The sequence below is a fragment of the Quisquiliibacterium transsilvanicum genome, from assembly GCF_014202215.1.
Classification (GTDB): Bacteria; Pseudomonadota; Gammaproteobacteria; order Burkholderiales; family Burkholderiaceae_E; genus Quisquiliibacterium; species Quisquiliibacterium transsilvanicum.
Window position 1 is genome coordinate 313,776 of record NZ_JACHGB010000005.1, and the last position, 20,975, is coordinate 334,750.

General features: G+C 69.6%; 17 protein-coding genes. 3 read left to right on the forward strand and 14 right to left on the reverse strand.

Annotated features, from left to right (window positions below):
* Positions 1–82: 82 nt before the first annotated feature.
* Positions 83–910 carry an NAD(+) diphosphatase gene (gene nudC / locus HNQ70_RS13925; protein WP_183968620.1) on the forward strand — a complete coding sequence of 276 codons (828 nt, stop codon included), beginning with the start codon at positions 83–85 and terminating at the stop codon, positions 908–910.
* A 206-nt stretch (positions 911–1,116) separates the two neighbouring features.
* Positions 1,117–2,583, forward strand: a complete 1,467-nt coding sequence (locus HNQ70_RS13930; protein ID WP_183968622.1) for an MATE family efflux transporter — start codon at positions 1,117–1,119, stop codon at positions 2,581–2,583.
* Here the strand turns inward: HNQ70_RS13930 and HNQ70_RS13935 are convergent.
* The 14 genes from HNQ70_RS13935 to HNQ70_RS14000 all read right to left on the reverse strand — a co-directional run bounded on the left by HNQ70_RS13935 (position 2,567) and on the right by HNQ70_RS14000 (position 19,922).
* A complete protein-coding gene (locus tag HNQ70_RS13935) occupies positions 2,567–3,154 on the reverse strand; it encodes a restriction endonuclease (protein ID WP_183968624.1) in 588 nt (195 codons plus the stop codon). The two genes, HNQ70_RS13930 and HNQ70_RS13935, sit on opposite strands and share 17 nt — an antisense overlap.
* 19 nt (positions 3,155–3,173) lie before the next feature.
* On the reverse strand, positions 3,174–4,451 hold the full coding sequence (locus HNQ70_RS13940) for a TetR/AcrR family transcriptional regulator (protein ID WP_183968626.1): 1,278 nt from the start codon (positions 4,449–4,451) through the stop codon (positions 3,174–3,176).
* Entirely contained in the window at positions 4,448–5,464 is a 1,017-nt protein-coding gene (locus HNQ70_RS13945) for an ABC transporter ATP-binding protein (protein ID WP_183968628.1), read from the reverse strand. Before HNQ70_RS13945 ends, HNQ70_RS13940 begins: the two co-directional genes overlap by 4 nt.
* Positions 5,465–5,477: 13 nt before the next feature.
* Entirely contained in the window at positions 5,478–6,449 is a 972-nt protein-coding gene (locus HNQ70_RS13950) for an ABC transporter ATP-binding protein (RefSeq protein ID WP_183968630.1), read from the reverse strand.
* Between the two features lie 17 nt (positions 6,450–6,466).
* Positions 6,467–8,176: an ABC transporter substrate-binding protein gene (locus HNQ70_RS13955; RefSeq protein ID WP_183968632.1), complete on the reverse strand. Its 1,710-nt coding sequence runs from the start codon at positions 8,174–8,176 to the stop codon at positions 6,467–6,469.
* A gap of 64 nt (positions 8,177–8,240) precedes the next feature.
* Positions 8,241–9,140 (reverse strand): ABC transporter permease, encoded by a 900-nt coding sequence (locus HNQ70_RS13960; RefSeq protein ID WP_183968634.1) that lies wholly within the window; start codon positions 9,138–9,140, stop codon positions 8,241–8,243.
* The gene (locus tag HNQ70_RS13965; RefSeq protein ID WP_183968636.1) at positions 9,140–10,093 is read right to left on the reverse strand and encodes an ABC transporter permease; all 954 of its coding nucleotides are present in this window, start codon (positions 10,091–10,093) and stop codon (positions 9,140–9,142) included. Before HNQ70_RS13965 ends, HNQ70_RS13960 begins: the two co-directional genes overlap by 1 nt.
* A 309-nt stretch (positions 10,094–10,402) precedes the next feature.
* On the reverse strand, positions 10,403–11,047 hold the full coding sequence (can, locus tag HNQ70_RS13970; RefSeq protein ID WP_183968638.1) for a carbonate dehydratase: 645 nt from the start codon (positions 11,045–11,047) through the stop codon (positions 10,403–10,405).
* A gap of 91 nt (positions 11,048–11,138) precedes the next feature.
* Positions 11,139–14,480: a carboxyl transferase domain-containing protein gene (locus tag HNQ70_RS13975; protein ID WP_183968640.1), complete on the reverse strand. Its 3,342-nt coding sequence runs from the start codon at positions 14,478–14,480 to the stop codon at positions 11,139–11,141.
* 2 nt (positions 14,481–14,482) lie between these two features.
* On the reverse strand, positions 14,483–15,316 hold the full coding sequence (locus tag HNQ70_RS13980; protein ID WP_183968642.1) for an ABC transporter permease: 834 nt from the start codon (positions 15,314–15,316) through the stop codon (positions 14,483–14,485).
* Positions 15,316–16,269: an ABC transporter permease gene (locus tag HNQ70_RS13985; protein ID WP_183968644.1), complete on the reverse strand. Its 954-nt coding sequence runs from the start codon at positions 16,267–16,269 to the stop codon at positions 15,316–15,318. The genes HNQ70_RS13980 and HNQ70_RS13985 overlap by 1 nt, the downstream gene beginning before the upstream one ends.
* Positions 16,270–16,276: 7 nt before the next feature.
* On the reverse strand, positions 16,277–17,854 hold the full coding sequence (locus tag HNQ70_RS13990; RefSeq protein ID WP_183968646.1) for an ABC transporter substrate-binding protein: 1,578 nt from the start codon (positions 17,852–17,854) through the stop codon (positions 16,277–16,279).
* A 95-nt stretch (positions 17,855–17,949) separates the two neighbouring features.
* Positions 17,950–18,948, reverse strand: coding sequence for an ABC transporter ATP-binding protein (locus tag HNQ70_RS13995; protein ID WP_183968655.1), 999 nt, complete (start codon positions 18,946–18,948; stop codon positions 17,950–17,952).
* Positions 18,945–19,922: an ABC transporter ATP-binding protein gene (locus HNQ70_RS14000; RefSeq protein ID WP_183968657.1), complete on the reverse strand. Its 978-nt coding sequence runs from the start codon at positions 19,920–19,922 to the stop codon at positions 18,945–18,947. Before HNQ70_RS14000 ends, HNQ70_RS13995 begins: the two co-directional genes overlap by 4 nt.
* 221 nt (positions 19,923–20,143) lie before the next feature.
* Here HNQ70_RS14000 and HNQ70_RS20250 point away from each other — a divergent pair, with 221 nt between their 5' ends.
* Positions 20,144–20,920: a GntR family transcriptional regulator gene (locus tag HNQ70_RS20250; protein ID WP_183968659.1), complete on the forward strand. Its 777-nt coding sequence runs from the start codon at positions 20,144–20,146 to the stop codon at positions 20,918–20,920.
* The last annotated feature ends 55 nt before the right edge of the window (positions 20,921–20,975 follow it).

Sequence of the window (20,975 nt, forward strand, 5' to 3'; positions counted from 1 at the left end):
TCGCCCTTCAAAAACCCATGCAAAACCCCGTGTCTTCGGCGTAAGATCCGGCTCCAGCGTCTTCGATGAACCTAGCCATCCCATGATCAGAACCCCTGCCGGATTCCGAGCCGTCCTCGACGCCGTGCTGGACGACGACGCGATCGCCCATGTCTTCGTTCGCGATTCGCTGGTGCTGTTTGGCGACACGCCCGGTGCGCTGCCCTGGCGGATGTACCGAAGCATCGGGCTCACGGCGGCGCGGGTGCATCCGATCGGACGTCACGAGGGCCGGGCGCACGTCGCGGTGGCACTGGACGACGGCTATGCGCCGGCCCACCTGCCGCAGGGGCTGCGGGCCTCTGGCTTGCGCAACTGGTTCGGTGTGCTGGACGACGCCACCCTTTCGATTGCGATGCGCGCGGTGCAGGTGCTCGAGTGGGACCGGACGCATCGGTTCTGCGGCGCCTGCGGCACCCCGACCGAGCAGCTGGGTCATGAGCGGGCCAGGCGCTGTCCTGCCTGCGGGCTGGTGTCCTATCCGAGGATTTCGCCGGCGATGATGGTGCTGGTGACGCGCGGTCGGGAGCTGCTGCTGGGGCGCGGGGTCACTTTTCCGCCTGGTCGCTACAGCGCGCTGGCCGGCTTCGTCGAGGCAGGGGAGTCGGTCGAGGAGTCCGTGGCGCGCGAGGTCTACGAGGAGGTGGGCATCGAGGTGCGCGACCTGCGCTACTTCGGCAGCCAGAGCTGGCCCTTCCCGAACTCGCTGATGATCGCCTTTCGTGCCGAGTACGCCGGGGGCGAGCTGAACCCGGACCCTGCCGAGCTTGCGGATGCGCAGTGGTTCGCGCCCGAGGCGCTGCCCCAGCTGCCGCCGCAGTTGAGCATTGCGCGCGAACTGATCGACGCAACGCTGGCCGAGCTGCGCTGATCCTGGCGGGGATCGCGCCTGCGTCTTCCGTCCGACGCCCTCGCGGGACGAGCCTGCGTCCCTGAGGCAGGTCCGCTCCTCGTCCTGCACCGAACGGACCGCTGCGGATGGGCCGGGGCATGCGGGCGTGGCACTCTTGACGGATCCCCACCCTTGCGCCGAGCCATGCCGCTGCTGCCCGACCACCTCCCGACGGACCTCCGCTGATGGCGGGTGGACTGGATATCGACCGGCTGCGCAACGGCCCGATCCTGTCGACCCTGCTGCGACTGTCGGTCCCCAACGTGATCGCAATGGTGGTCACGGTGATGGTCGGCATCGCCGAGACCTTCTACGTGGGGCGCCTTGGCACCACGCCGCTGGCAGCGCTGGGCCTGGTCTTTCCGTTTGCGATCCTCACCAGCACGATGTCGGCAGGGGCGATGGGCGGCGGCGTGTCGTCGGCGATCGCGCGCGCCTTCGGCGCATCGGACGCCGCACGGGCGCGCACGCTGGCGCTGCACTCGATCCTGATCGGCGTGTCGATGGGGGTGGTGTATTCGCTGCTGTTCCTGGGTTTCGGTCCGCTGCTCTACCGTGCGCTGGGCGGGCACGGCGCGGTTCTCGACGAAGCGGTCCACTACTCCACGGTGCTGTTCAGCGGGGCGCTGCTGGTCTGGACCAGCAACACGCTCGCGTCGGTGCTGCGCGGCACCGGAAACATGCGGGTGCCCTCGACCGGAATCGTCGGCATTGGCGTGCTGCAGACCCTGCTGGGCGGGCTGTTCGCGTTCGGAGCGGGCCCGATTCCCGGGCTGGGAATGGTGGGTGTCGCGCTGGGTCACGTGCTTGCTCACGTAGCCGGCGTGGCCTTCTTCGCCTGGTGCCTGACCGGCGGCCGGGCCCGGCTGACGCTGGCCTTCGAGCGTTTCCAGGTGCGTCGGGAGCTGCTTTCCGACATTCTGAGAGTGGGTGCGCTGGCCTGCCTGTCCCCGGTGCAGACGGTGCTGACCATGCTGGTGTTCACCGCGCTGGTGGCGCGCCTGGGCGAGGTGGCACTGGCGGGCTATTCGATCGGCCAGCGCCTGGAGTTCCTGGTGACCACCATCTCCTTCGGCGTGGGCGTGGCTTCGGTGCCGATGGTCGGGATGGCGATCGGCGCGGGCGACGTCGCGCGCGCACGGCGGGTGGCCTGGACCGCGGCGCTGGTGGCCGGGGCGGTGACTGCGGCGATCGGCCTGCTGGTGGCGGTGTTCCCTGACCTGTGGGCGCGGATGTTCAGCCGCGACGAGGCGGTGCTGGACGTTGCGCGGCAGTACCTGCGCATCGGTGGACCGGCCTTCGCGGTGATGTGCGCCGGCCTCACGCTCTACTTCTCGTCGCAGGGCGCGGGCCGGATGCTCGGGCCGGTGATGGCGGGAACGATGCGGCTGGCGGTGGCTGGCCTCGCGGGGCTCTGGCTGGCCTCGCGCGGCGCCCCCGCCTGGCAGTACTTCGTGCTGGCGGCGGTGGCGATGATCACCTACGGCCTGTCGATGGCGGCGGCGGTGCGGTTCACGTCCTGGCAGCCCGCTGGCGGGACAGGGCCGGGCGCGGCGCTGACGGGCGGAGCGGCGCCGGGCTCGGCGCTTTCGGGCGGGCCGGCGCCCGCCGCGCCGTCCGCGGCGAACCCGGGCGTCAGGCGCGGCGGCTGAGGGCCTTGCCCCGCAGCAGCGCCGTCAGCTCCGGCCCCTGCATCAGCGCAATGCCGTGCCTGGCTGCGAAGGCGAGGGCGGTGTCGGTGACTTCGCCGATCGCCACGCAGCTTGCACCCTGCGCGTTGCGGGCCTCGCGCAGCGCCTGCAGCTCGCGCAGCGGCTCCACCCCGGTGCGGCCGGCCTTCCAGCGGCGGCAGGACACCAGCACCGTGCGGCCGCCCCGGGTCAGCTCGAGGTCGGCGCCGGGGGAATCGATTCGCGACACCGTGTGCCCCTCCCTGCGGAAGCCCTCCTCCAGCGCGGCAGTCAGTTCCTCCCGGCTCATGGCCGCCACCCGCTCCACTGTCGCGGCGATGCTGGCCGCGCCAGGCGCCTGGAGCTGCCGCCACGCAGCGATGAAGCCGATGACCAGGAAGGGCGCAGCGACGATCGCCCCGTAGACGATGAACTGCGCGGGAAGCAGCAGGCTGGAAAGCAGCACGATGCCGCCGGCCACGAGGAAGCTCACCCACCAGTTCGAGCGCAGCAGGATCGCAAACAGGGAATTCTCGGCTATCCTGAATTTCAATTGGAACCTCTCGCAGTGATCAACCCGCAAGCGTATCGCTTTCGAGCCCGAGCATCAGCGGCCGAAGGAACAAGTCCAGCGCCTCGTCCACGTCGAAGCCCGGCAGCCAGTGGCCAAGTTCGACCACCGCGTTGATCGCGCCGGTGACCATGTCTGCCGCGATCGACGGGTCCACCGGCCGCATCGAGCCATCGGCGATGCCGTCGACGATGATGTGCCCGTAGCGCTGGGTCAGCCGGTCCATGGTGCGGCGCGCCTTGGCGCGCATCTCTTCCGGCAGCGCGCTGCGCGAGGTAAAGCGCAGCAGCGGGCCGGAATCCGAGAGCTGATGGCAGGCGAGGGTGCCGGCCACCCGCAACAGCCGGTCCCAGCCGCTGCCTCCATCCGCCGCTGAACGCTGTGCGCGGCGGATCGCGGCGAAGCTGCGCTCGAAGCAGGCCGAGATCAGCTCGTCCTTGTCGGCATGGTGATGGTAGAAGGCGCCCTTGGTCAGGTTGATCCGCGCGGAGATCCGGTCGATCGAGGCGCCGCGGTAACCCTGCTCGTTGAGCAGCAGCGTGGCAGCCTTAAGGAATGCGGCGCGCATTGCGTCCTCTGCCGGATCCTCCAGCGGCGACGCACCGGTCCAGCGCGGCGGCGACCATGTCGTGCCGGGCCTGGCGAGCCCGCCCGACAGGATGTCGCCGATGCGGGCGGCCACCAGCGGGTAGTCGGCGAGCGCGTAGCGGCGGATCCAGACGCGCGACCAGAAGGCCATCGTCAGCAGCAGCAGAGTGCGTGCGTTCAACGCACGCAGCGTCCGCGGCGACCCGTCCGGTCTGCCCAGCAGCACCCGCACGCGGCGGAACATCGGAACGTAGGCGGCGACCACCTGGGCGCGGTGACCGGGCTCGAGCGCCCGGATGTCGTGGAAGCGGACAAGTTCCCCGCGACGGCCCGAGTCGATGTCGGCGAGCAGCCGCAGGTAGCCGTCGATGAAGGCCTGGGCGCGCTGCAGCCCGGTGGGGTGTATCGCCGCTTCGTCGGCGATCGCGACCACCGCCTCGATCGCCTCGAGCAGGCAGGCGACCGCCAGGTCCTCCTTGCGCCGGAAATAGTAGGTGATGCTGTTCGTCGCCAGGCCGACGTCGGCGGCGACTTCAGCCAGCGTGGCGCCGCGCAGTCCGCGCCGGTTGAAGAGCCGGGCGGCGGCGTCGAGCACCGCGCGGCGCCGCACCCCGCGCCCCGCGCCGGACTTCGCTGGCGGCGCAGGCGTGATCAGGGAGGCTGCCGCAGCGGCCTCCCGCCGGGCGTTCATGGGGTCGTGGCGGGATACAGGTGGCAGGCCACGGAGCGGCCGCCACCGAGGTCGGTGAGCACCGGCTCCACGCTGCGGCAGATGTCCATCGCCTGAGTGCAGCGCGGATTGAATCGGCAGCCGGCCGGCGGATTGAGCGGACTGGGCACCTCGCCCTGCAGCGTGATCCGCTCGCGCCGGGCTTCGACCACAGGATCGGCGACCGGCACTGCGGCCATCAGCGCCCGCGTGTACGGATGCAGCGGCTCGCGGTAGATCTCGTCGCGCGGCGCGATCTCGGCGATCCGTCCCAGGTACATCACTGCGATGCGGTCGCTGACGTGCCGCACCACGGCCAGGTCGTGTGCGACGAACAGGTAGGACAGCCCGAGGCGCTCCTGCAGCTCGACGAAGACGTTGACCACCTGCGCCTGGATCGAGACGTCGAGCGCGGATACCGGCTCGTCGCAGACGATCAGCGAAGGCTCGAGCGCGAGCGCGCGGGCGATGCCGATGCGCTGGCGCTGGCCGCCGGAGAACTCGTGCGGATAGCGTTCTGCCATGTCAGGCAGCAGGCCGACTGTGCGCAGCAGTTCCGCAACCTGATCCCGGTAGGCAGCGCGATCCTTGTCGAGGCCATGGACTTCGAGCGGTTCGCCGACGATGTCGCGCACCCGCATCCTCGGATTCAGCGAGCCGTAGGGATCCTGATAGACCATCTGCATCCGCCGTCGCAGCGGACGCATCTGCTCCTTGCTGAAGTGCGTGATGTCGGTGCCCTCGAACTCGATGCGGCCCGCGGTGGGCTCCAGCATCCGCAGCACGGCCAGGCCGGTGGTCGACTTGCCGCAGCCGCTCTCGCCGACCAGGCCGAGCGTCTCGCCGCGCTTGAGCGTGAAGGACACGCCGTCGACCGCGCGCACGCTGGCCACCTGCTTCTTGAAGAGGACGCCGCTGGTCACCGGGAAGTGCACCTTGAGGTCGTCGACCCGCAGCAGGTCGTCGGAGGCGGCGGCTTGTGAGGTGGTGGTCATCGGGTTGGCGGCTTCAGAGATCGAACAGGCAGGCGACCCGATGGCGCGCGCCGATGTCGCGCAACTCGGGCCGTTCGCTGGCGCAGCGCTCGGTGGCATGGCGGCAGCGCGGCGCAAACGCGCAGCCGGGCGGCAGGGCCGCGAGGTCGGGCGGCTGGCCCTCGATCGGCACCAGGCGCTGGTTGGTGTCGCCGTCCACCTTGGGCACCGAGGCCATCAGCCCGCGTGTGTATGGATGGCGCGGCCGCGCGTAGAGCTCGGTGGCCGGAGCGGATTCCACCACTCGGCCGCCGTACATCACGACGACCCGGTCGGCATAGCGCGCGACCACGCCGAGGTCGTGCGTGATCAGGATCAGCGCCGAACGGGTGCCGCCGGCCAGCTCCTTGAGCAGGTCGAGGATCTGGGCCTGGACGGTGACGTCCAGCGCGGTGGTCGGCTCGTCGGCGATGATCAGCTGCGGGTTGCAGGCCAGCGCCATGGCGATCATCGCCCGCTGCCGCATCCCGCCCGAGAACTGGTGCGGGTAGGCCGACACCCGCGATTCAGCATCCGGGATGTGCACCTTGGCGAGCAGGTCGCGTGCCATGCCGATCGCCTTGCCCCAGGGCGTGCCCCGGTGCAGGTTGATCGGCTCGGCGACCTGCCTGCCGATGGTGATTGCCGGGTTCAGCGAGGACATCGGCTCCTGGAAGATCATCGCGATCCGGTCGCCCCGCACCGCACGGATGCCGGCGTCGGACAGCTTCAGCAGATCCTGCCCGTCGAACATGATCTCGCCGCTCTCGATCCGGCCCGGCGGCGTCGGGATGAGCCGCAGGATCGACATCGCGGTGACGCTCTTGCCGGAGCCGGACTCGCCGACGATCGCGAGCGTCTCGCCGGCCTCCACGTCGAAGGACACACGATCCACGGCCGTGACCGTCCCGCGTTCCGTTCGGAAGCGGGTGGTCAGGTCGCGGACGCTGAGCAGGGGATCGGACATCGCGCGCCGGCCGTCGCTCAGAAGCCCATCTTCTTCTTCATCGCCTGGTCGATCCACATCCTCGCGTGGATCGGACCCGGGCGCTCGGCGCCGGCGCGCAGCTCTCCGCCGTAGTTCTGAACCCAGGGCCACCACGCGGTGCTCACGTAGGGAGTGGGCAGCCAGATGTAGGGCGCCTTCTCGACGATGTCGCGGGTCATCAGCTTGATCAGCAGCTGGCGCTTGCTCTCGTCACGCTCGAGGTAGGCGGCGTGCATCCGCTTGTCGAACTCCGGGTCGGCCCACATCGACGGATTCCAGGTCTGCTTGCTGACGAAGCTCTTGCGCACCGAGGTGGTCGGGTTGGTGTGGCCGTTGCGCATCATGTAGCCGGCAGCATGCGTCTTGGTGGTCATCGCCGACAGGAAGGCGCCGTACTCCATGGTCTGGATCTCCATCTTCACGCCGACCCGCTCGAGGTAGGCCGCCACCAGCGGCAGCAGGTCCATGTGGTCGGGAGAGTTGGCATTGACTTGGACCTTGAAGCTGAAGCCCTTCGGAAAGCCGGCCTCGGCAAGCAGCTGCTTGGCCTTCTCCGGGTTGTACTCGAAGAGCTCCTGCGCGGCCTTGGGCATCTTGTCGAGCGGCTCGAAGTAGCCCTTGTAGTCCGGGTGCATCGGGTACGCGAACAGTTCGGCGTTGCCGTTGTAGTAGGCCTTGACGATCTCCTGCTTGTTGACCGCCATGTTCAGCGCGCGGCGCACGCGGATGTCGTCGAAGGGCTTGGTGTCGACCCGCAGCGCGATGAAGGTGCCGCCGTTGTCCAGGCTGCGAACCCACTTGAGCGCAGGCGCGTTCTTCTTCAGTTCCTCGACCGCGCTCCAGCGGATTCCCTCGAGCACGTCGAGCTTGCCGGTGCGCAGCGCGGTCAGGTAGGTGGCCTCGTCCTTGATCGTGCGGTAGACGATCTTGTCGACGAAGGGAAGCTTGTGCTCCTGGCCGCCGATCTTCTCCTTGTCCCAGTAGATCGGGTTCTTGGTCAGCGTCACCGCGTTGCCCTGCACGTAGTCGGTGAGCATGAAGGGGCCGGTGCCGTTGGCGTTCTTCCAGTCCTTCGCGCCGGCCGCCACCACCTCGCGCGGCACGATGCCGGAGAAGTAGCCCCAGCCGAAGCGGTAGTCCCATTCGGCGTTGAACTCCTTCATCCTGAACACCACGGTGTGGCTGTCGGGGGCTTCCACCTTCTCGATGTGGTCGAAGTAGGTGGGCACCTTCTTCGGGCTCTTGTCCAGGCGCTCGAAGGTGTCGACGACGTCCTGGGCGACCAGCTCGCGCGACTTCATCACGCCCGGCTTGTCGGGGAACATCACGCCCTTGCGCAGCTTCACCTCGACGCGCAGCGGGTTCTCCTTCATCTCCCAGCTCTGCGCCAGCTCGCCGCGGATGGCGTCCGAGGGCAGCCAGGCGTCGGCACGGAAGGCGTGCGGGCCGCCGTTGCGCTGGGCCTTGGAGAGGTCGGCTGCGAACAGCTGCTCATAGAAAGTGCCGGTGTCCTGCTGGAACTTCCAGGCCCAGTCGGTGGGATCCCAGGTGAGCGGCGCGAGCGTCAGATAGACCATGCCGATGTTCAGCGTGCCGCCGTACTGCGGCTTGGCCGGCTGCGCTGCCGCCGGGGCGGACCCGGCCGCAAGCGCGGCGCCGACTGCGAGGGCGGAAAGTCCGCGCTTGAACCTGCTCGTCGTCTTCATGTGTCTCCTCCTTGCGGCCGGACGGGAGCCGGCTCGTGTTGCCAACAGCAGTGGTGTGCGGCGTTCAGCGCGAACCGCGCATCCGCGGATCCAGGAGATCGCGCAGCGCGTCGCCGAACATGTTGGTTGCGTAGACGACCACGGTCAGGCACAGCCCTGGGGCAAGCGCGAGCCATGGGCCCTGGAACATGTAGGTGCGGCCGCTGCCGGACAGCATTCCGCCCCAGGTGGGCGCGGGCGGCGGAACGCCCAGGCCCAGGAAGGACAGTCCGGATTCGGCGAGGATCACCGCGCCCACCCGGGTGGTGAACAGCACGATGATCGGCGGGATGACGTTGGGCAGGATGTGCTTCCACAGGATGCGGCCGGTGGACGCGCCGATCGACTGCGCCGCGTGCACGTACATGTTCTCGCGCACCGACACCACTGCGCTGCGGATGATCCGCGAACCGGCGATGCCCAGCAGCAGGCCGAGGGTGCCGATGATCTGCGGCATTCCCGGCCCGATCACGGACACCACGACGATCAGGATCACCAGGTCCGGGAAGCTCATCCAGCCGTCGACGAAGCGCTGGGTGACCATGTCGAAGCGTCCGCCCAGGAAGCCGGTGAAGATGCCGATCACCACCGAGATGATGGTGGCCAGCGCCGCGGCGGACAGCCCGATGATCACCGACAGCTGCGCGCCATACAGGCAGCGCGACAGCACGTCGCGGCCGAGGTGGTCGGTGCCGAAGGGATAGTCCCAGGACGGCGGCTTCATCCGGTTCAGCGGGTTGATCTCGTTGTAGCCGTAGGGCGCGATGAAGTCGGCGAACACGCCGCAGAACAGGAAAAGCAGGAAGACGGCGCCGGCGACCGCGCCCATGGGCTTGTCGCGCAGCAGCCGGCGGATCAGGCCTGCGGGGCGCGCCGGTGCGGCGGCGAGCGGCGGCGCGGCGGCGATGACGGGGTTGGCGCTCATCAGCGATGCCTCACGCGGGGGTCGAGCAGGCCGTAGCTGAGATCCACGACCAGGTTGATCAGCATCACCGCCACTCCCACCACCAGGAACACGCCTGCGATGACCGGGTAGTCGCGCTGGGTGACGGCCTCGAGCAGCAGCAGCCCCATCCCGGGAATGACGAAGATCTGCTCGATGATGACCGCGCCGCCGATCAGCAGCGGCGCCTGCAGGCCGATCAGCGTGACCACCGGGATCAGCGCGTTGCGCAGCGCGTGCCGCGTCACCACCAGCGGCTCGTTCAGTCCCTTGGCCCAGGCGGTGCGGATGTAGTCCTGGCGCAGCACCTCGAGCATCATCGTGCGCGTCATCCGCATGGTGACCGCGGCGAGCGCCGCGCCCAGCACCGCTGCCGGCACCATCATCTGCTTGATGTTCTGCACCGGATCGTCGAAGAACTTCACGTGGGCAACCTCAGGCGACCAGCCCCACCAGATCGACGGGAAGACCATCACCATGGTGCCCAGCCAGAAGCTGGGCACCGCCAGCAGCAGGATGGCGAAGGACCTGGCGAAGAAGTCGCCCGCGCTGTCCTGGCGGATCGCCGAATAGATGCCGATGGGCAGCGCCAGCGCAAGTGCCACCAGCAGCGCGAGCAGGCCGAGCTCGAAGGTGACCGGCAGCCGCGCCAGCAGCATCTCGGTCACCGGGGTGCCCTGCCAGAGGGAAGCGCCGAGGTCACCGCGCAGCATCGAAGAGACCCAGATCAGGTACTGCTCGAGCATCGGCCGATCGAGCCCGAGCGCGGCGGTGAGCTGGTCGCGGCTGAGCTTGTCGGCGCTGATGTCGTTCTGGCTGAGCATCATGTCGATGACATCGCCGGGGATCATCCGCACCGTGATGAACACGATGAGGCTCGCGATGAACAGCGTGGGCAGCAGCGCGAGCAGCCTGCGCAGCGTGTAGGCGCGCATCAGCGGAACGCCCTGCGCGATGCGGCGCCGGCGCGCGGGCCGGGCCGGACAGAATCAGGGCACTGCCCGTGGAGCGGGCATACCGGGTTTTCCGGAAGTGCGCGAAATCGAAGCATTGTCTCCCCCGGTCCCGGTCGCTCCGCGTGTGCGTATCGCCAGGACATCATGGATGTGCGGGGTCAATCTAGCATGCGCTCTCCGACGAGCGATACCGGAGGGTTTCCAGTATCCGGTGCCGCAGCGCAGCAAGCGGCGCGTCTGCGGGAGCCCCGGCCGGCGGCCTGACCGGCTGCATACCGGGTTTTCCGGTCAGCCCAGGGCGTTGAGCGCCGCCTCATAGGTTTCCACCGCCTGCTTCGGATCGCTGGCGGTCACGCCCAGGTCGCGCAGCAGCCCGTCCTTGAGCGCGTAGATCCAGCCGTGCACCGTCACGTCCTGCCCGCGTTCCCAGGCGTCGCGAACGATGGTGGTCCGGCTGACGTTGCGCACCTGCTCGATGACGTTGAGCTCGCAGAGCCGGTCCACCTGATGATGCTCGTGGTACAGCGGCCGGATCCGCTGCGGGTGGCGCTCATGCACGTCCTGCACGTGCCGGATCCAGTTGTCGGAGAGCCCGACCCGGTCCTGCCGCAGTGCAGCGCGCACGCCGCCGCAGCCGTAGTGGCCGACCACCATGATGTGCTCGACCTTGAGCACGTCGATGGCGAACTGCATCACCGACAGGCAGTTCAGGTCGGTGTGCACGACCACGTTGGCCACGTTGCGGTGGACGAAGACCGCGCCCGGCGGCAGGCCGATGATCTCGTTGGCCGGAACGCGGCTGTCGGAGCAGCCGATCCAGAGGTACTTGGGCGACTGCTGCCGGGAGAGGTTCTCGAAGAATTCGGGATCCTGGGCCAGGATGCGCTCCGCCCAGGCCCGGTTGTTTTCGAACAGCTGCTTCAGCGATCTCATGGTGCGCCGGCGCGGCCCTCCGCCGCGGTGGCGTCTGGAGGGCGGATGCGCTGATGGTGGGGATGGCCAGGATTATCGCAGCGCGGAGCCCTCACCAGGCATCGATGCAGGGACGTTTGCGGCCCTCGCGCGGCGCCGGGCGCGGCACCGAGCGCAGCCCGGCCATCACCCAGCGCCGGGTCTCGGCGGGGTCGATGACCTCGTCGATCTCGAGCACCGAGGCGATCGACAGCGCCTTCCCCTCCTCGTACTTCTTCGCGACCATCGCCTCGTACCAGGCCTGGCGCTCGGCGGGATCGGCGATCGCTTCCATTTCCTTCCGGTAGCCCAGCCGCACGAAGCCCTCGAGCCCCATGCCGCCGAATTCCCCGGTGGGCCACGCGATCGTGAACACCGAGTCGTGGAAGCCGCCGGCGGCCATCGCCTGCGCACCCAGGCCGTAGCCCTTGCGCAGCACCACGGTGAACCAGGGCACGGTGAGGCTTGCGCCATTGACGAACATCCGCGACACGTGGCGCACCACGCCGCTCTTCTCGGCTTCGGGCCCCACCATGAAGCCCGGGGTATCGCACAGCGAAAGGATCGGCAGATCGAAGGCGTCGCACAGCTGCATGAAACGCGCCGCCTTGTCGCCCGCCTCGGCGTCGATCGCGCCGCCCAGGTGGTGCGGGTTGTTGGCGATCAGCCCCATCGGCCGGCCCTCGATCCGGATGAAGGCCGTGACGATGCCGATGCCGAACTCGCGGCGCAGCTCCAGCACCGAGCCGCTGTCCGCGAGGAGGTCGATCACCGCGCGCACGTCGTAGACGCGCAGCCGGTTCTCCGGGATCGCGTGGCGCAGCATCCGCTGGTCAGGACAGCTCCAGTCGCTGCGGGTCCCCTGGAAGTAGGACAGGTACTTGCGGGCGGCATCGGTGGCTTCGACCTCGTCCTCCACCAGCACGTCGATGACGCCGTTGGGCGACTGGAAGCGCGTCGGGCCGACCTCCTCCGGACGGTAGACGCCCAGTCCGCCGCCCTCGATCATCGCCGGTCCGCCCATGCCGATCGACGCGTTGCGGGTGGCGATGATGACGTCGCAGCAGCCCAGCAGCGCGGCGTTGCCGGCGAAGCAGTAACCGGACACGACGCCCACCAGCGGCACCAGGCCAGACAGGCGCGCGAAGCCGGAGAAGGTGTGGTTGTCCAGGCCGGTGAGGCCCAGCCGCTCGGTGTCGCCCGGACGGCCGCCGCCGCCCTCTGCGTACAGCACCACCGGCATCCGCCATTTCTCGGCGAGCCTGAACATCCGGTCCTGCTTCTTGTGGTTCATCTGGCCCTGGGTGCCGGCCAGCACCGAGTAGTCGTAGATGACGCCCATGCAGCGCGCGCGCTCCTCGCCGAAGTGCTCGGCGTTGACCGTGCCGGTGCCCGCGATCACTCCGTCGGCCGGCGTGTTCTCGATCAGGTCCTCGATGCTGCGGCGCTTGCGCTGCGCGGCGATCGCCAGCGCTCCGTACTCGGCGAAGCTGTCCTCGTCGAAGAGCTGGTCGAGGTTCTCGCGCGCGCTGCGCTGGCCGGTGGCGCGGCGCCTGGCGACCGCCTTGGGCCGGCGCTCGTCGCGGGTCAGCGCGTGGCGCTCGATCGATTCGGCGAGGTCGGCGCGGACGTGGTCCGGGTCGGCGGCCGCAGCCTGCACCGCCTCGCCGGCGTGCACCTCGGCCGGCTCGATGAAGGCGATCGCCTCGCCCGGCATCAGCGTGATGCCCGGCTCGGTGGCCAGCACCCGGACCATGCCGGCGACTTCGGCGCAGACCACGTGCTCCATCTTCATGGCCTCGAGCACCGCGATCTGCTCGCCAGCTCGCACCGTGCGCCCGGGTTCGATGTCGATGCTGACCACGGTGCCCTGCAGCGGCGCGGTCACCGCCACCGTTCCCACCGGCGCATGCAGCGCGCGTGCCGCGGGGCTGGCAGCGGACTGGGCAGCGTCGTGCCGCGCCGGATCGTCCGGGGACTCGGCATACAGCCGCTGGCCCCGCGCGGCGGAGGCGACCAGCTGCGCCGCGTGCTCGTCGATGAAGCGCGTGTTGGCGCCGTTGGCGGCGACCACCGGATGCGCGAGCAGCGCCTCCAGGAAGCCGATGTTGGTGGCGACCCCGTCGATGCGGAATTCGCGCAGCGCGCGCCGCGCCTTGGCGACCGCGTCCTCGAACCGCGGCGACGGCGAATGCGCGATCACCTTGGCCAGCAGCGAGTCGAAGGACGAGCTCACCCGATAGCCGGGATAGCCGAAGCTGTCGACGCGGATGCCCGGGCCGGACGGCGGCTGGAAGGCCTGCAGGGTGCCGGCCGACGGATGCGTGGCGCCGGTCTCGTCCATCGTCTCCATGTTCACGCGCAGCTGGATCGCGTGGCCGCGCGGGCGCGGCAGCGTCGCCTGGTCCAGGCCCAGCGAGGCAAGCGTGGCGCCGGCGGCAATCCGGATCTGCGCCTGCACCAGGTCCACGCCAAAGACCTGCTCGGTGACCGTGTGCTCCACTTGCAGCCGGGGATTGGCTTCGATGAACGCGAAGGCCTCCGGCGACGCGGGGTCGGCGCTGGCGTCGACCAGGAACTCGAAGGTGCCCAGGTTGTCGTAGCGGGCGGCCCATGCGAGCGCCAGCGCGGCGCTGGTGATGCGCTCGCGCAGCGCCGGGCCCAGCGTGGGGCTGGGCGCAATCTCGATGAGCTTCTGGTGCCGGCGCTGGATGGTGCACTCGCGCTCCCAGAGGTGCATCGCGCCGCCGTGCGCATCGCCGACGATCTGGATCTCGATGTGGCGCGCGTCGAGCACCAGGCGCTCGACGTAGACCTCGCCGCTGCCGAACGCGGCGAGCGCCTCGGAGCGGCAGCGCGCGTAGGCCTCGTCCAGATCGGCCGCGCTGCGCACAGCGCGCATGCCGCGCCCGCCGCCGCCGGCCACTGCCTTGATCATCATCGCGCCGCCCTCGCCCAGCCCGGCAAGGAAGGCGCGCGCCTCCTCGAGGCCCACCGGACCGCCGCTTCCAGCGATCAGCGGCACGCCGCACTCGTTCGCGAGCTGCTTCGCGCGCACCTTGTCGCCGAACAGCTCCAGCGCCTCCACGCGGGGCCCCACGAAACGGATGCCCTCTGCCGCGCAGCGCCGCGCCAGCGCCGGGTTCTCACTGAGAAAGCCGTAGCCCGGGTGCAGCGCATCGCAGCCGGCGGCCTTCGCCGCACCGACGATCGCGTCGATGTCGAGGTAGGCGCGCGCGCCGACACCGTCGAGCGCGACCACCTCGTCCGCGTGCCGCAGGTGCAGCGACGCGGCATCGTCCTTCGAATGCACCGCCACCGTGGGCAGGCCGAGCTCGCCTGCGGCGCGGGCGATGCGGATGGCGATTTCGCCGCGGTTGGCGATGAGCAGCTTGTGGAATCGTTTCGTGTTCATGTTCATCGCTTCATCGTAGGGTCGAGGGCGGCGCGCATCGACTCCCCGAGGGTGTTGAAGGCAAGTGCGGTCAGGAGGATCGCGAGTCCGGGCGGGTACATCTGCTCCGGTGCGATCTCCATGTTCAGGTAGGCGCGGGCGAGCATCGCGCCCCAGCTGGGATCGGGGGGCTGCACGCCCAGGCCGAGGAAGCTCAGGCTGGCCTCGGCCAGCAGCGCCGCGGCCAGCAGCAGCGTGACCTGCACGATCACCGGCTGCACGGTGTTGGGCAGCACGTGCCTCCAGAGGATGCGGCCGGTGGAAGCGCCGAAGCAGCGGGACGCGTCGACGTATAGCTCCTTGCGGACGACCAGCGTGCGGGCGCGTACCAGCCGCGCCAGCTGCGGCGCGAAGACGATGCCCACCGAGATCATCCCGTTGGTCAGGCCGATGCCCAGCGCGCCGGTGACCGCGATCGCCAGGACGATCGCGGGGAAGGACAGCAGCGCGTCGATGAAGCGGCTGATCGCGTCGTCGACCCATCCGCCCAGGAAGCCGGCGAGCAGGCCCACCGGCACTCCGAGCACGATCGCGATCCCGACGGCGAGGAAGCTGGCGTAGAGCGTCACCGGCGCGCCGTGGATCAGGCGGCTGAGCACGTCGCGGCCGAGGTCGTCGGTGCCCAGCGGATGCAGGGCCGACGCCACGCCCAGCGTGTTGTCGAGGTTCTGCGCGATCGGCGAATGCGGGGCGATCAGCGGCGCGGCGATCGACAGCACGAGCAGCAGCAGCAGGAAGCCCAGGCTGAGGGCCGCGCGCAGGTCGCCGCGTAGCCACTTGAAGAAGGTCGCGAGCATCAGTCGATCCTCGGGTCGAGCACCGTGTAAAGGATGTCGGCGGCCAGGTTCACGGCGATCACCACCAGCACCATCACGAAGACCACGCCCTGGACCACCGGCAGGTCGCGCGTCAGCGCGCCGTTGACGATCAGGTTGCCCATGCCGGGAATCGCGAACACCGCTTCGACCACCACGGTGGCGGCCAGCATCCGGTTGAAGAGCAGCGTGGCGACGGTGAGCAGGTTCACGCCGACGTTCTTGAGCCCGTGCTTCCAGAGGATCGCTGCGGGGGTGAGCCCCTTGGCGTGCAGCGTGCGCACCTGCTGCGAGGACAGGATCTCGACCAGCGAGCTGCGCAGCTGCCGCGACACCTCGGAGATGCCGCCGGAGGCCAGCGCGATCGCCGGCAGCGTCGCGTGGTGGATCGCCTTGAGCGGATCGTCGCCGAACGGGTGGGAGCCGGTGGCCGGGAACCACCAGAACTCCAGCGCGAGCCAGGACACCAGGATCATCGCCAGCCAGAAGTTGGGCACCGCGATGCCCAGCGATGCGATCGCGGTCACCGCCCGGTCGACCAGGCTGTCGGGGCGGCTGGCTGCCAGGATGCCCAGCGGTACCCCGACGACCAGCGCGATCGAGATCGCCATCGTCACGATCAGCAGCGTGTTCGGGAAGCTGCGGGCGATCGAGGTGACGACTGCCTCGCCGGAGGCGAGCGAGCGCCCGAGGTCGCCCTGCACGGCGTTGAACAGCCACTGTCCGTACTGGACCAGGAAGGGCTGGTTCAGGCCGTAGAGCTCGCGAATCTCGTGGATGCGCTCCTCGGTGGCGTTCTCGCCGGCCAGCGTGATGGCGATGTCGCCGGGCATCAGCTTGAGCAGCCCGAACACGACGAAGGTGGCGAGCACGAGCACCGGCAGCGCCTGCATCAGGCGCTGCCGGATCACGCGGCGTCTGCTGGGCGTGAGCATCTGCGGATCAGCCCAGCGAGACGAACTCGTACTTCGGCTTGCCGAGCAGGTTCGAGCGATAGCCCTTGACCTTCCCGGAGACCGCCGTCATCTCGAACTGGAAGGCGATCGGCGCCACCAGCGCCTGCTCCATGACGATGCGCTGGACCTTCGAGAACACCTTCCTGCGCACCTCGATGTCCTCGCTGGCGCGGCTCTCGACCAGCAGTGCGCTGAGCTCGGGCGAGACCTCCACGCGGCCGGCGTTGAAGTAGGCGTCCTTCGCGTACATGAGGCCGTAGGTCATGCTGGGATCGGGGCGGCCGGTCCAGGCCGACAACAGTGCGTCGAACTTCTTCTCGGCGCCGAAGTACTGGCCGCTGATCTCCGGGATGGTCCCGTTGGTGAACTTGAGCCGGATGCCGACCTTGCCGAGCTGGTCCATGACGATCTCGCCGCGGCGCACCGAGTCCTGGTCGGTGTAGCCGCCGATCGTCATCTCGAAGCCGTCCTTCAGGCCCGCTTCCGCGAGCAGCGCGCGGGCCTTGGCCGGGTCGTGCGGATACAGCTTTGCGACCTCGGCGTCATAGGCCCAGTGCGTGCTGGGCATGTTCATGTGGGCAGGCTCGCCAACTCCCGACAGCGCCGCCTTGACGAAGGACTCGCGGTCCAGCGCGTAGTTGATCGCCTGGCGCACCTTGACGTTGTCCAGCGGCTTCTTCGCGAGGTTCAGGTAGATCTGCAGGCAGTAGAGCGTGGGCCCGGTGACCAGCGAGAGGTTCTTCGAGCGCTCGACCACCGGCTTCAGGCGCGCGGGCAGCGCGTAGGCCATGTCGTTCTGGCCGGCCGACACGGAGCGCAGGCCGGTCGAGAGCTCGGGGATGATCGCGAATTCGATGCCGTCGACGAAGCCCCGGTCATTGCGCCAGTACTTGTCGTTGCGCGTGACCACGATCTTCTGGTTGTCGGCCCAGCTGACGAACTTCCAGGGGCCGGCGCCGACCGGGTTGCGGTCGTGGTCGTTGCCCAGCGCTTCGGCGGCCTTGGGCGACACCATCATCCCGGCACGGTCCGAGAGGATGGCGGGCAGGGCGGCGTCGGGCTTGGCCAGCTTGACGGTGACCTGCAGCGGGCCGGTGACCTCGACGGAGGCGATGCTCGACAGGTCGGCCTTGATGTTGGAGCGCTGGTGGCTGCGGCCGCGGTCGAGGTTGTACTTGATCGCCGCGGCGTCGCAGGGGGTGCCGTCGTGGAAGACGATTCCCGGCTTGATGTCGAGCACGACGGTGTTCGCGTCCGGATAGCGCCAGGCGGCCATGCCGGGCTTCGGCCTCAGCGTGGCGTAGTCCCACTCGACCAGGGTGTCGTACATGGTCCACAGGTAGGCGTGGTCGGAGCCGGCGCCGCCGGTCGCCGGGTCCAGGCTGGAGGGGTTCGCGGGGCCGGAAACGCGCAGGATGCCGCCGCGCTTTGCGGCTCCCTGCGCCCAGGCCGCGCTGCCTGCGCTCATCGCGAATGCGCCTGCGCCGAGCATTCCCAGCAGCTCGCGTCGGGTCACGGGAACCCAGCCATCCTGGGCCGGGGTGCGGTGCTTGCGGTCGCTCATCGTCGTCTCCTCTTCCGGTGGTCCGGGCTCTGGTGGTTCGGTTGCGGTGTCGGGGTGCTGCAGGTACTGCGGATCAGGGGCCCGGGCGGCCGGGCTCAGGAAGCGGGGCGGCCGGGCGGGCCGTCCGGAGTCGAGAAGTGACAGGCCACCCAATGGCCGGGTCGCAGTTCGCGCCAGTCGGGCACGCGCTGCGCGCACTCCGGCTGCGCCTGCGGGCAGCGGGTGCGGAAGCGGCAGCCGGAGGGCGGGTCGATCGGGCTCGGGATCTCGCCCTCGAGCACGATCCGCCGTGCGGTGCGCATCGTCGAGGGCAGCGGAATCGGCTCCGCCGACATCAGCGCTTCCGTGTACGGATGCAGCGGGCGCTCGCAGACGTCCTCGGTGGGGCCCAGCTCCATGAAACGCCCGAGGTAGGTCACCGCCACCCGGTCGCTGACGTGGGAAACCACCGACAGGTCGTGGGTGATGAAGACGTAGGTCAGGCCGAACTCGCGCTGGAGGTCCGCGAACAGGTTCAGCACGTCGCCGCGGATCGAGACGTCGAGCGCCGCGACCACCTCGTCGCAGACGATCAGCTTCGGGCGCACCGTCAGCACGCGTGCGATGTTGATCCGCTGCTTCTGCCCGCCGGACAGCATGTGCGGATAGCGCGAGGCGTACTCGGCCGGGATGCCGACCCGCGACAGCGCATCGAGCGCACGGCGGCGGATCTCGTCGCGGCCGAGCCCGCCGGCGATCTCCAGCGGCTCGCAGACGCTGTCGAGGATGCGCTGGCGGGGGTTGAGCGCCGCATTCGGATCCTGGAACACGATCTGGTAGTGCCGTCGCTGCTCCCGAAGTTCCTTGCGCGACAGGCTGGCCAGCTCGACGCCGTCATGCAGGATGCTTCCCTCGGTCGGTGGCAGCAGCGACACCAGCGCGCGGCCGAGCGTGGTCTTGCCGGAGCCGGACTCGCCGATCACGCCGAAGGTCTCGCCGGGCAGGACGTCGAAGCTGACGCCGTCCACCGCCTTGACGGTGCCGCCCTGGTCGCGGGTGCTGAAGCGGATGCGCAGGTCGCGCACGCTCAGCAGCGGCGTGGCAGCGGCGCTCATGCGATCGCCCCAGGCAGATGAAGCTCGGTGGCGCGGGCGCAGCGTACGCGCCGGCCGGTCTCGATCGGCGCGAGCGCCTGCTCGAGCTCGCAGCCGGGCGCGGCGTGGGCGCAGCGCTCGCGGAAGCGGCACCCGGGCGGCATCATCGCGGGCGTGGGAACGCGTCCGGGAATCGACGGCAGCTGCTTGCGGCGCTCGGCCAGCCGGGGCAGCGACCGGAGCAGGCCCGAGGTGTAGGGATGGCGCGGGCGGATCAGCGCGTCGTCCACCGGCGCGTCCTCGACGACCTCGCCAGCGTACATTGTGATCATCCGCGTGCAGACTTCGGCGACCACGCCGAGGTCGTGGGTGATGAACATCAGCGCGGTGCCGGCGCGTTCGCTGATCTCGAGCAGCAGATCGGTGATCTGGGCCTGCACCGTGACGTCGAGCGCAGTGGTGGGCTCGTCGGCGATCAGCAGCTTGGGCTCGCAGATCAGCGCCATCGCGATCATGACGCGCTGGCGCATGCCGCCGGAGAGCTGGTGCGGGTACTCGTCGTGCCGGCGGGCCGGCAAGGGGATGCCCACCTTGGCGAGGGCGTCGATCACGCGCTCGCGCACTTCCGCCCGCGAGCCGGGGAAGTGGGTGCTCCAGGCCTCGCCGATCTGCTCGCCGACGGTGAACACCGGGTCGAGCGCGGTCATCGGCTCCTGGAAGATCATCGCGATGTCCCGGCCGCGAATCTCGCGCATCTGCGGCTCGGAAAGCGTGGCGAGATCGCGCCCCTCGAACAGGATGCGGCCGCGGATCTCGGTGCCGCGCCTGGGCAGCAGCCGCAGGATCGAAAGCCCGGTGACGGTCTTGCCGCAGCCGCTCTCGCCGACCACGCCCAGCCGCTCGCCGGGGGCGATCGAGAAACCGACTCCGCGCGTGACCGACAGCGGCCCGGCAGCCGTCTGAAAGGCGATCGACAGGTCTTCGACCTGAAGCAAGCTTGTCTCCTCGTAGAGGGTGCCCGTGTTCCTTGCGCCTCTGGCGGGACCGGCGTCCTTGGACGGACGCCGGCGTACGGGATCGTTCGAAACAAGCCTAGCATGAAACTGTCGACAATCGACAAGACGCGGTATGCTGAAAACGGCACCGACCGGCTCCCTGCGCGCATGCGGCGGAGCGATGATCGGGGAACGCGCATCCGCACCGGGAACCCCAGCCAGTGAACCCAAGCCAGCCTGCACCCCCGCGCAGCATCCCCGAACAGGTCGCCGAGCAGATCGGGGCGGCCATCATCGACGGCAGGCATCGCCCCGGGGAGCGCCTGATCGAGACCGAACTGGCGGCGGGTTTCGGGGTGAGCCGCGGGCCGATCCGCGAGGCACTGCGCATCCTGGAGCGGCGGCACCTGATCGAGATCCAGCCGCGTCGCGGCGCCTACGTGCGGTCCGTGTCGCTGAACTCGATCGCCGACCTCTTCAACGCGCGGATGGCGCTCTCAGGGCTCGCGGCGCAGCTGATGGCGCAGCTTCGTCCCGCCGGCTGGCTCGAGACGCTTCGGCGGCGGATCGACGAGCTCCGCGCGATGGCCTCGCGCCGCGACGTGGATCCGCTCGACTTCGCCTACGTGGTGACGCGCGCGGTGAGGACCATCGCGCGGGGGTCGGACAACGCGCTGGTGGTCGACGTGATGGCCAATCTCGCCGACCAGACCGTCTGGACGACGATCTGGAAGACCCCGCTCGATTACCTGACAGCAAGCTCGCGCCGCGAGTCGGTGCGGCGGCTGGCCCTCGTGCTCGAGGCGATCGAGGCGGGCGACGGGACGAGCGCGGAGCGGGAGCTGCGCAGCTTCCTCGAGGATGACCGCGACCATGCGATCCGGGTGCTCGGGCGGCTGCGCGGCGAGAAGGTCGACGGCTTCCGCCTGCTGCACGCGCATCCGTCCGGGAGGGGCGGGCCAGAGAAGCTCAGGCGGCGACGATCCGCCGCGGGGTGACCGCGGGGCCGACATTGGGCGCCGACGAAGCGCACCGTTGCGCGGCCCCGTGCTT